Source organism: Hydrogenophaga sp. T66, assembly GCF_057219855.1.
The window spans coordinates 449844-460556 of the sequence record NZ_JBXVVX010000002.1; the positions used below are offsets into that span (position 1 = coordinate 449844).

The 10713-nt window shown below is 67.9% G+C and carries 9 protein-coding genes and 1 pseudogene; 6 read left to right on the forward strand and 4 right to left on the reverse strand.

The features are described 5' to 3' along the window. Positions 1-31: 31 nt before the first annotated feature. On the reverse strand, positions 32-700 hold the full coding sequence (locus AC2D80_RS11100) for a helix-turn-helix transcriptional regulator (RefSeq protein ID WP_484633079.1): 669 nt from the start codon (positions 698-700) through the stop codon (positions 32-34). Positions 701-763: 63 nt separating this feature from the next. Between AC2D80_RS11100 and AC2D80_RS11105 the strand changes: the two genes are divergently transcribed. Both AC2D80_RS11105 and AC2D80_RS11110 read left to right on the forward strand, forming a co-directional pair. Beyond that, positions 764-2095, forward strand: a complete 1332-nt coding sequence (locus AC2D80_RS11105) for a sensor histidine kinase (protein ID WP_484633080.1) — start codon at positions 764-766, stop codon at positions 2093-2095. Positions 2096-2099: 4 nt separating this feature from the next. After that, the gene (locus tag AC2D80_RS11110) at positions 2100-3086 is read left to right on the forward strand and encodes a response regulator (protein WP_484633081.1); all 987 of its coding nucleotides are present in this window, start codon (positions 2100-2102) and stop codon (positions 3084-3086) included. Here the strand turns inward: AC2D80_RS11110 and cqsA are convergent. The 3 genes and pseudogenes from cqsA to AC2D80_RS11125 form a co-directional block, all read right to left on the reverse strand. Continuing rightward, positions 3074-4324 carry an alpha-hydroxyketone-type quorum-sensing autoinducer synthase gene (gene cqsA / locus AC2D80_RS11115; protein WP_484633082.1) on the reverse strand — a complete coding sequence of 417 codons (1251 nt, stop codon included), beginning with the start codon at positions 4322-4324 and terminating at the stop codon, positions 3074-3076. The genes AC2D80_RS11110 and cqsA overlap by 13 nt on opposite strands. A gap of 132 nt (positions 4325-4456) precedes the next feature. After that, entirely contained in the window at positions 4457-4879 is a 423-nt protein-coding gene (locus tag AC2D80_RS11120; protein ID WP_484633326.1) for a rhodanese-like domain-containing protein, read from the reverse strand. Positions 4880-4903: 24 nt separating this feature from the next. Then, a pseudogene (locus tag AC2D80_RS11125) lies at positions 4904-5584 on the reverse strand (MBL fold metallo-hydrolase); the annotation flags it as partial. Between the two features lie 281 nt (positions 5585-5865). Between AC2D80_RS11125 and AC2D80_RS11130 the strand changes: the two are divergent. From AC2D80_RS11130 to AC2D80_RS11145, 4 genes are all read left to right on the forward strand, one after another. Continuing rightward, complete coding sequence (locus AC2D80_RS11130) at positions 5866-6984, forward strand: TRAP transporter substrate-binding protein (protein ID WP_484633083.1); 1119 nt, start codon at positions 5866-5868, stop codon at positions 6982-6984. A gap of 60 nt (positions 6985-7044) precedes the next feature. Beyond that, the gene (locus AC2D80_RS11135; RefSeq protein WP_484633084.1) at positions 7045-7662 is read left to right on the forward strand and encodes a TRAP transporter small permease subunit; all 618 of its coding nucleotides are present in this window, start codon (positions 7045-7047) and stop codon (positions 7660-7662) included. Then, positions 7662-9680 carry a TRAP transporter large permease gene (locus AC2D80_RS11140; RefSeq protein WP_484633085.1) on the forward strand — a complete coding sequence of 673 codons (2019 nt, stop codon included), beginning with the start codon at positions 7662-7664 and terminating at the stop codon, positions 9678-9680. The genes AC2D80_RS11135 and AC2D80_RS11140 overlap by 1 nt, the downstream gene beginning before the upstream one ends. Before the next feature lie 142 nt (positions 9681-9822). Further along, positions 9823-10701 (forward strand): PPK2 family polyphosphate kinase, encoded by an 879-nt coding sequence (locus AC2D80_RS11145; protein WP_484633086.1) that lies wholly within the window; start codon positions 9823-9825, stop codon positions 10699-10701. Positions 10702-10713: the final 12 nt, after the last annotated feature.

Consider the following 10713-nt stretch of genomic DNA (forward strand, 5'->3'; position numbering starts at 1 on the left):
TCGTGGCGCAGCGCAGCATCGGCCCGCCGCGTCAGATCAGGCCGATCCAGCAGGCCCGCTGCACCGCCGCCAGCTTGTTGTCGGTCTGCAGCTTCGCCATGGCGTTGGCCAGGTGGTAGTTCACCGTGCGCTCGGTGCAGTCCATGCGCAGGGCGGTCTCGCGCGCGGTCAGTCCTTCAAAGGCGAGGTTCAGGCTCTCCAGCTCCCGCGGGCTGAGGTTGACCCGCTGCTGGGCGATGGCCCGGCGCAACATCGGCCAGACGCAGTAGGCCGACCAGGCGAGCACGGCGGCGTCCGCGCGGCCGGCGAGCGCGCGCGGCGAAAACAGGAAGCACTCAAACGCACGGCCCGCCGGCAGCGCGAAGGCCACGCGCACCAGCGTCTGCTGCCCGTGGGCGAGCCACAAGCGGCGCCACCGGCTGTGGTGTTCGTAGGCCGACTTGGCGATGTCCTGCCAGACCACCATCGGCGCGTCGCTGTCGCGCCAGCCGGCGCCAAAGTCCACGCTCTCGGCCAGCGCCTGCGCGGCCGGCAGAAACCGCGGCGGATGCACCGCCAGCACCTCGCGCGCGTCGCGCTCCCCCAGGGGGTTGGGACCGAGCACCACCAGAGCCTCGACCGCCTGATCGCGCAGCGCACACAGCCAATCGGCGAGGATGGTGTCCACGCCGACGCTGTCAAAGTTGACAGGCTGGGTCATCCGTACTGGCGGCGATAAGGGGTGACAATGGACGGCGCCGGGGTGGCGCCAGCACAGGAGGACATGTTGCCGATCAGCGCGTTGTGGTGGCACAGCGTGAAAACACGCGGGTGGCGGTGGTGGCTCGACGAAGTCGTGCACGCGCCGCTGGAACCCATTTTGCATCCTTCGCGGGCCCGCCTGCAGGCGCTGGGTGCGTTCACCCTCATCGGCCACCTCCTCTTCGCCTGGGTCTGGGGCCGCTGGCTGAAACAGCCGTACGAGGACACGGCCCTGCGGGTGTTCACCGCGCTGCTCGGCGTGCCGCTGCTGATCGGGCGAATCAACCGCGACCTCACGGCCCCCCTGACCCGGTGGCTGTTCAGCGCGGTGGCCTGGCTGCAGCTGCCGCTGCTGTTCTTCTGGATGTATTGGCTCAACGCCGGCAACGCGGTGTGGCTGGCCAGCGTGGCCTGCATGCTGGTGATCTATTACCACCTCACCGACTGGCGGCTGGCCACCGTCGGCGTGGTCATCGGCTTGGGCCTGTCGCTGCTGGCGGCGCAGGCCTTCCGGGGACCGGTCGATCCCGAGACCCTGTCCCCCGAACGGCTGATCGTGATCGGTTTCGCCTGGCAGGCGGCGCTGCTGCTCGGGGCATCCAGCGCCAACCTGCGCCGCACCCGCTTGCTCAACACGCTGAGCACCATGGGCGTGATGGCCCACGAGCTGCGCACGCCGCTGGCGACCGTGAACCTGATGGGCGATGTGCTGCGCAACCTCGCCACGCCGGATGTGCCGGACGCCAAGCGCAAGAAACTGGACGATCTGGCCAACCGGCTGCAGGGCCTCGTGCGCAGCATGAACCGGCAAATCGACACCCAGATCTCCAACGCGCAGCTGCTTCGCCTGCCCAAAGACCAGCAAAGCCCGATCCTGGCTGCGGAGCTGGTGCGGGAGGTGGTGGCCCAGTTTCCGTACCGCAGTTCGCGCGAGCGGGACTGCGTGCGCGTGCACATCCAGCAGGACTTCTGCTTCCTCGGGTCGCGCCCGCTGTTTGCGCAGGTGATCACGAACCTCATGAAAAATGCCCTGCACGCGCTGGCCGCGGCCCGCAACGCACCCGCCCCGGGCGACCTGCGCGTCGAGGTCGGGCTGCACCACGGCAAAGGCCGGATCGCGGTCAGCGACGAGGGGATCGGCATCTCCCCCGAGCTGCAGGCGCGCATCTTCGAACCCTTTTATTCCACGCAGGCCGGTGCCGGCAACGGGCTGGGCCTAACCTTCTGCAAAAACGTGATCGACGGGGCGGGCGGCCGTCTGAGCGTGCACTCCCAACCCGGGCTGGGCGCGGTCTTCATGATCGACCTGCCGCTCACGCTCCCGCCTCCCGAGGCCGCCCACCCCTTGGCCTGACCCGATGGCGCTGACCCTACCCTTGTTCCACCGCCCCGGCGGCGTGCTGTTCCTCGACGACGACGCGGACTACCTCGACATGCTCGGCATGGTGATCCCGGCGCACTGGTCGGTCGAGCTGTACTCGCGGCCCACGGCTTTTCTCAAACGCATGCTGCGCCAGCCCGCCGAGTGGGAGGCCGACGCGCAACTGCAGCTGCAGATGATCGAGCGCTGGCGCCAGGGCCAGGCGCTGATCCCGCAAGTGCTGACCTACTGGCGCGAACAGACGCGGCGCTTCGAATTGGCGAAGACCTGCGTGGTGGACTACGCGATGCCGGGCATGGACGGCCTGAGCGTGCTCAACACCTTGCTGGACTGGCCGGGGTCGCGCGTGCTGCTGACCGGACAGGCCGACGAGCAGATCGCGATCCAGGCCTTCAACAACGGACTGATCGACCAGTTCGTGCCCAAACAGTCGCCCGACATCACGCGCCTGTTGCTCAGCGTGATGCACCGCCTCGCCCACACGGCACACCCGCGCTTGAACATGCTGTGGCGCGGGGCGCTCAAGCCGGTGCAGGTGTCGCTGCTGCAGATCCCCTCGGTGGCGGAGGCGCTGCAGTCGTACACGCGGCAGAACTGGGTCGAATACGTGGTGATCGGCGAGCCGTTTGGCCTGCTGGGCCTCGATGCGCACGGGCACGCGCACTGGCTGCAGCTGGAGACGGCCAGCAGCCTGCCGGAACTGGCGGAGGTGGCGGCGGCGGCGGCGCTGGGCATGGATGTGGTGCAGCGCATCCAGCGCGGTGAAAGCCTGGTGGCGCTGGAGCTGCATCAACAGCTGCGGCTGCCGGGCACACCGCCGCCCGCGCGGGCCATCCCGCTGGGCGACGATGGGTTGTTGCGCGCCGCGGCCTTTGCCCTCGATGCTGCGGCTTTGGGCGGACCGCTGCCGAGCTACAACGACCACCTGGCGCGGCACGCGGACCGGCTGGTTCAGGACAACTGATCGGCCGCGGCGCGCGCGCGCCGCGCGATGGGCCAGTCCCAGGGCTGCACGCGCGGGGCGATGTCCCGCGCCACCGCCACCACATGGTCGAGCTCCGCCTCGGTGAGCGCGGCGTGCAGTGTCAAGCGCACCATCGTGCGGTTGCGGCTGGTGGCGGGCGCGCAGAACACCGCCCCGAACACGTCGCGCTCTTCCAGCAGATCGCGCAACACCATCGTGGCCGGCTCGGTGCCGGCTTCCAGGGCGATGATCTGTTCGGTGCCCTGATGCACCGGGTACCCCAGGTCGCTGAGCCGCTCGCGCAGCCAGCGGGTGTGGCGATGCAGGCGCTGACGCTCGGCATCAGCGCGGCGGATGACATCCAGGGTGGCGTCCAGCGCCGCCACCTCATGCGGCAGGAGGCAGGAGCTGAACATGTTGGGGTAACTGGTGCTGAGCACGTAGTTGCGCATGGCCGCCGGCACCGACAGGAAACCGGCGCGGCCGGCGAAGGCCTTGGCCAGACTGGCGGTGATGAAATGCACGCGGTGGGCCACGCCCAGGGCGACGCACAGGCCCGCGCCCTGCGGTCCGTGGGTGCCCAGCGAGTGGGACTCGTCCACCAGGATCATGCTGCCGTGTCGCTCGGTGACCTCGACCATCTCGACCAGCGGGCACAGCGCGCCGGTGGTGCTGTAGACCGAATCGACGACGACCACGCCGGGGCCGTGGCGTTGCATGAGCCGGTCGAGGTGGGCCGGGTCGTTGTGGCGGAAGGGGTGGGTGGTGGCGCCGGCGCGGCGCGCGCCCTCCCACAGCGAGGTGTGGGCGAGGCTGTCCATGTAGATGGTGGTCTGCGCGTCGGCGATCGACTGCAACAGCCCGAGGTTGGCGGCGTAGCCCGACTGGCAGATCAGGCCGTCCTCTTGTTGCAGCAGGGCCGCCAGCCGGCGTTCCAGCCGGCGGGCCGGGTGCTCGTCGAGCAGGAACACGCCTGACTGGATCACGAACTCCGCGTCCGCCTTGATGGCCTGGGTCTGGGCCGCCACGATCGCCGGGTGGCCGGTGAGCGCGAGGTAATCGTTGCCGTTCAGGCGCACCGCACCGGCCCCGGCGTGGCGCCCGTGGAGCAGGGAACGGCCGCTCCACAGCGTGTTCCACCGGGTGGTGAACTCCCGCTCAATGCGCGCGGCCAGGTGGGCAGAAATCGGGGGACGGGCGTCGGTGGCGGGGACGTCCGGGCAAACCGGGTGGTTCATGGAATTCTCCTGTCGAGATGGAAAATCCCATTGCAAAAATGAAACGTGAACTTCGTCACGCGCCCCCTGTCAGGCCTGACAGGGGGAGTGATGCTTTCGTGTGCCGTTGGGCGACTGGCGGCGACCAGCGGGTCAGTTCTGGCGCCAGGGCAGGCCGTGGTGGCGCCAGCCGCCGGTCTGGCCCCGGTGGGCGTGGGCGTCGGGATCGCCTTCGAAGCCTTCGAGGATGTTGTAGGCCTCCAAACCCAGCGCGGTGGCGCGCTGGGCGGCGGCGATCGAGCGCACGCCGCTGCGGCACAGCAGCACGAGCTTGCGGCCTCCGGCCGCCGCGGCGCGGATCTGGTCGTCAAACGCGGGGTTGAGCGCCATGCCCGGCCACTGCTTCCACGCCACCGCCACCGCACCGGGCACAAAGCCCACCCATTCGCGCTCCGCGTCGGTGCGCACGTCCACCAACACCGCCTCGCCCGCCTGCACCCACTGCCAGGCCAGCGGCGGCGACACATCGCCCGCGTAGCTGCCGGCGTGCGGCCCCGCGGGCGGGCGCGGCTGCAGCAACAGGGCGCCTTCCACGTCGTGGCGCAGTCCGGACGTGAGGTTGGCCGGCACCGCCTCGTCGATCCGTTTCGGGCGGGGCAGCTGCAGCTTGTCCATCAAGTCCACAAACTCGGCCTCGGTCTTGCCGGCGATGCGCGGGTTGTGCCGCTTCTCATGGCCAATGCTCGAATGCGTGCGGCCCTGGTAGTCGTGGCCCGGCCAGACGGTGGTGTCGTCGGGCAGCGCAAACAGCACCTCGGTGAGGCTGTGGTACAGCGCCCGCGCGCTGCCGGACTGGAAATCGGTGCGGCCGCAGCCGCCGATCAGCAGCGCGTCGCCGGTGAACACGTGATCGCGCCACACATAACTCATGCTGCCCGCGGTGTGGCCCGGGGTGTGCAGGGCGCGCAGCGATTCGCCGCCGAAATGCAGCACGTCGCCGTGCTGGAGTTGCTGCGCGGCGGTGCCGATGCCGCAACCCGCGGGCGCGGCGGTGCGTGCGCCGGTGTGTTCGGCGAGCTGCCCGGCGCTGGTGATGTGGTCGGCGTGGGCGTGCGTCTCGATCGACCAGACCAGGCGCAGGCCGTACTCGCGCAGGGTCTGCAAGTCCCGGCCGAGCTGCTCGTCCACCGGATCGATGATCACGGCGTCGCGCGTGTGCAGGTCAAACAGGATGTAGGTGTAGGTGCTGGAGGCGGGGTCGAACAGCTGGATGGGTTTCATGGCTTCGCGTCAGTCCAAAGCAAGCCAGGGCATTCTAGAAACGGCGCGACCCAGGGAGTGAATGCTTTTGCATTCAGCGAGCGGACCCAAATTTCTTTCACACGCCCGTGCAGCAGATTTCAAGGCCCGCCAAGTGCTTGCCACAAGCCGACTTTTCGCGACGGCGCAGTCACGAAATGACCCCAACTGGGTAAAAACCCTGCCATTGGTCGGGCCGCGCGGGCGCATCATCGCGCTCCCATCTTTTTGTTACCCCCTGGCTCACCCCCCAAGGAGACACCATGACCCAGAAGAAAACCGAGACCTCGCGCCGCGGCGTGCTCAAAGGCGCCGCGGTTGCCGCCGGCGCCATGTCGGTGCCGATGGTGGCCACCGCGCAGACCACGACCCTGCGCTTCCAGTCGACTTGGCCGTCCAAGGACATCTTCCACGAGTACGCCAACGACTTCGCCAAGAAGGTCAACGACATGGCGGGCGGCCGCCTGAAGATCGAAGTCTTGCCTTCGGGCTCGGTGGTGCCGGCTTTCCAGCTGCTGGAAGCGGTGTCCAAGGGCACGCTCGACGGCGGCCACGGCGTGATCGCCTACCACTACGGCAAGAACTCGGCGCTGGCCCTGTGGGGATCGGGCCCGGCGTTCGGCATGGACCCGAACATGGTGCTGGCGTGGCACTACTACGGCGGCGGCAAGGACCTCGTGGCCGAGATCTACAAATCGCTGAACATGGACGTGGTGTCCTTCCTGTACGGCCCGATGCCCACCCAGCCGCTGGGCTGGTTCAAGAAGCCGGTGGCCAAGGTCGAGGACATGAAGGGCCTGAAATTCCGCACCGTGGGTCTGGCGGTGGACGTGTTCACCGAGATGGGCACCGCGGTCAACCCGCTGCCGGGCGGCGAAATCGTGCCGGCGCTGGACCGTGGCCTGATCGACGCAGCCGAGTTCAACAACGCCTCGTCTGACCGCCTGCTGGGCTTCCCCGATGTGGTGAAGAACTGCATGCTGCAGTCCTTCCACCAGTCGGGCGAGCAGTTCGAGATCCTGTTCAACGGCGCGAAGTACAACGGCCTGAACGCCGAGCTGAAGTCGATCATCGACTACGCCGTGCAGGCCGCGTCGGCCGACATGAGCTGGAAGGCCATCCAGCGCAACAGCCAGGACTACATCGAGCTGAAGAAGGCCGGCGTGAAGTTCTACAAGACGCCCGATGCCGTGCTGCGCGCGCAGCTCGCCGCCTGGGACAAGACCATCGCCAAGAAGTCCGGCGAGAACCCGCTGTTCAAGAAGGTGCTGGACTCCCAGCGCGCCTTCGCTCAGCGCGCCGGCCAGTGGCAGAACGACTACATGGTCGACTTCAAGATGGCCTACAACCACTACTTCGGCCGCGGCGCCAAGAAGAGCTGACCCTGCCTTGCCGGGCAAGGGCGCCTTCGGGCGCCCTTTTCCGTTTTTCCGAGACCCACCATGCAAAAACTATTGCTCGCCGTCGACCGGTTATCCACCTGGTTCGGCAAGACGTGCGCCTGGACCGTCGTTGGACTGACTGTCCTGATCACCTGGGAGGTGTTCAGCCGCTACGTGCTGAACAAGCCACACGCCTGGATGCTGGACGCCCAGATCATGTTGTACGGCGTGTTGTTCATGACCGCCGGCGCTTACACGCTGGCCAAGGCCGGCCACGTGCGCGGTGACGTGCTGTACGGCTTTTTCCAGCCGCGCACCCAGGCCACCATCGACCTGATCCTGTACATCCTGTTCTTCCTGCCGGGCATCGTGGCGCTGACCTACGCCGGCTGGTTCTTCTTCCAGGATTCGCTCGCGATCCGTGAGCAGACCTTCAACGCCGACCCGCTGCCGGTCTACCCGTTCAAATTCGTCGTGCCGCTGGCCGGCGCCTTCCTGCTGCTGCAGGGCATCGTCGAAATCATCCGCTGCATCATCTGCATCAAGACCGGCGAATGGCCGTCGCGCGAACAGGACGTGGAGGAGGTCGACGTCGACAAACTCAAGGAAATGGTGCACGTGAAAGACGCCGACATCGAGGCCCTGGACCAGCTGGTCACCAAGAAAGGCGGCCAGTGATGAAGATCCGCAAGGAACTCTGGTTCGGCTTCTCGCTGATGGGGCTGATCATTGCCGCAGCCCTCACCATGGTCTTCAGCGTGGAGACCATGACCAACGGCCACTACGGCCTGCTGATGCTCTCGCTGGTGGTCGTGGCCATCATGCTGGGCTTCCCCACCGCGTTCACGCTGATGGGCATGGGCATGATGTTCGCGTTCTTCGCCTACCACTCGGGCGACCAGACCGCGGCCGGCGCGATGAAGCAGACGCTGGACCTGATGGTGCAGCGGGCTTTCTCGGTGATGGGCAACGACGTGCTCATCTCCATCCCGCTGTTCGTGTTCATGGGCTACCTGGTGGAGCGCGCGAACCTGATCGAAAAGCTGTTCCACAGCCTGCACCTTTCGCTTGCGCGGGTGCCCGGTTCGCTGGGCGTGGCCACGCTGGTCACCTGCGCGGTGTTCGCCACCGCCACCGGCATCGTCGGCGCCGTCGTGACGCTGATGGGCCTGCTGGCGCTGCCGCAGATGCTGAAAAACGGCTACGACGTGCGGCTGTCGGCCGGCGCCATCACCGCCGGCGGCTGCCTGGGCATCCTGATTCCGCCGTCGGTGCTGCTGATCGTCTACGGCGCCACCGCCGGCGTGTCGGTGGTGCAGCTGTACGCTGGCGCGTTTTTCCCAGGCTTGATGCTGGCGGCCCTGTACATCGTGTACTTCATCGTCATGGCCAAAATCAAGCCAGCATGGGCGCCGGCGCTGAGTGCCGAACAGCGCCGCGTGCCGCTGCCGGCCCCGCTGCTGTCCATCGGCGCGACGCAGGAAGGCCGTGCGCTGTTGGGCATCCTGTCGGCACTCAAGGGCAAGCGCAACCAGGACGTGTCGACGAAGTACCTGCTGGGGCAGCTGGGTATCGCCTTGCTGCCGGCCATCCTGTTTGCCGCGGTGGCCCTGGCCTCCTACCAGAGCGTGACGACGGTGAAAGTCGAGGAGACCTACACCGGGCTGCAGGCGATGGGCAGCGGCGCGGCGGAAGAACGATCGGACGACGAAGGCGGACTGGCGGAGCCGGAAGAAGCCGGTGGCCTGGCCGAGCCGGAGGGCGCCGACAAGGCCGACGGCGGCGTGGCCGAACCCCCGGGCGCCGAGAAGGCCGACGAAGGTGTGGCGGAGCCGCCGGGCGCGGTGCGCGAAGCGGCGTCCGGCGTGGACGGCGGCGTGGCGCTGCCGCCGGGCGCGGGCGCCCCCGACGGCGACGCGGCGGCCGCGGCAGCCACCACCCAGCCCGCACCGACCAGCTACTGGGTAAGCCTGGGCATCGGCGCGCTGGCGCTGGCGGTGTTCTACGCGGTGCTGAGCTACGCGCGGCTGGAAGTGTTCAAGATGCTGCTTTCCAGCTTCTTCCCGCTGCTGATCCTGATCCTGGCGGTGCTGGGCTCGATCGTGTTTGGCCTGGCCACGCCGACCGAGGCGGCCGCGGTCGGCGCCTTCGGCGGCTTCGTGCTCGCCGCGGCCTACCGCCAGCTCACCTTTGGCGTGGTCAAGGAATCGGTGTTCCTCACCGCCAAGACCAGCGCCATGGTCTGCTGGCTGTTCGTCGGTTCGGCCATCTTCTCGGCGGCGTTTGCGCTGCTGGGCGGCCAGGAACTGGTGGAGCAATGGGTGCTGAGCATGAACCTGTCCAAGACGGAGTTCCTGATCCTGTCGCAGGTGATCATCTTCATCCTGGGCTGGCCGCTGGAGTGGACCGAGATCATCGTGATCTTCATGCCCATCTTCATCCCGCTGCTGGACAACTTCGGCGTGGACCCGCTGTTCTTCGGCCTGCTCGTGGCGCTGAACCTGCAGACCGCGTTCCTGAGCCCGCCGGTGGCGATGAGCGCGTTCTACCTCAAGGGTGTGGCGCCCAAGCACGTGACGCTCAACCAGATCTTCGCCGGCATGCTGCCCTTCATGGGCATCCAGATCGTCGCGATCGTGCTGCTCTACATCTTCCCGGAAATCGGCATGTGGCTGCCCACGGTGCTGTACCGCTGACCCGCGGCGCGACCGTGCATCTCCCCAGGGGCGCTTCGGCGCCCCTTTTTTCTGGGCCGAAAACCGTTACCATTGACGTTTACGTTAACGTCAATCCTGCGATGCCGGGTTAGGGTATGCGCAGACGACACCGGAGACGCCCGTGCCCCCAGCCGCCGACCTGGACCTGCCCTTCCCCGAGGCCGCCCTGCGTGCCCCGAAGGGCAGCCGCTGGCGCGACTGGCAGATCGACCCGGGCAGCAGCCCCAGGGTGTCGCTCGCAGCCCTGGATCCAGGGGCCAAACCCTTCTCCAGTGGCGACAAGGCCGCCGACAAGGCCGCGGTGGAATCGCTGGCCACCGACATCGACACCCTGCAGGAGCGCTTCCACGCGGACGGCCGATTCGGCCTGCTGGTGGTGCTGCAAGGCACCGACACCGCGGGCAAGGACGGCACGGTGCGGGGCGTGTTCTCGCGCACCAGCCCGCTGGGCGTGCACACCGTGGGCTGGAAGGCGCCCACCGAGACCGAGCGGGCCCACGACTTCCTGTGGCGCATCCACCAGCGCACGCCCGGCCGCGGCGAGGTGATGGTGTTCAACCGAAGCCACTACGAAGACGTGCTGGTGCCGGTGGTCAACGGCAGCCTCGATGCCGCGGCCACCGCCCGGCGCTACGACGCCATCAACGCCTTCGAGCGGCTGCTCGCCGACAGCGGCACCGTGGTGCTCAAGTTCATGCTGCACATCAGCCGCGACGAACAGCGCGAGCGTCTTCAGGCCCGCATCGACGACCCGACCAAACACTGGAAGTTCAGCCTCGGCGACCTCGACGCCCGCCGGCAGTGGGACGACTACCAGCGCGCCTACGAGAACCTGCTCGGGGCCACGTCCACCCCCTGGGCCCCGTGGACGGTGGTCCCGGCGAACTCCAAGACCCACCGCAACCTGATGATCGCCACCCTGGTGCGCGACACGCTCAAAGCCCTGAACCTGCGCTATCCCCCGGCGGACCCCCGTCTGGCCGGCTTGCGCGTCGAATGAACACACCCGTGC

What these genes read in the sequence shown, in the direction of transcription:
- AC2D80_RS11100 (WP_484633079.1), bottom strand. Translation starts at nt 700, where the DNA reads ATGACCCAGCCTGTCAACTTTGACAGCGTCGGCGTGGACACCATCCTC.
- AC2D80_RS11105 (WP_484633080.1), top strand. Translation starts at nt 764, where the DNA reads ATGTTGCCGATCAGCGCGTTGTGGTGGCACAGCGTGAAAACACGCGGG.
- AC2D80_RS11110 (WP_484633081.1), top strand. Translation starts at nt 2,100, where the DNA reads ATGGCGCTGACCCTACCCTTGTTCCACCGCCCCGGCGGCGTGCTGTTC.
- cqsA (WP_484633082.1), bottom strand. Translation starts at nt 4,324, where the DNA reads ATGAACCACCCGGTTTGCCCGGACGTCCCCGCCACCGACGCCCGTCCC.
- AC2D80_RS11130 (WP_484633083.1), top strand. Translation starts at nt 5,866, where the DNA reads ATGACCCAGAAGAAAACCGAGACCTCGCGCCGCGGCGTGCTCAAAGGC.
- AC2D80_RS11135 (WP_484633084.1), top strand. Translation starts at nt 7,045, where the DNA reads ATGCAAAAACTATTGCTCGCCGTCGACCGGTTATCCACCTGGTTCGGC.
- AC2D80_RS11140 (WP_484633085.1), top strand. Translation starts at nt 7,662, where the DNA reads ATGAAGATCCGCAAGGAACTCTGGTTCGGCTTCTCGCTGATGGGGCTG.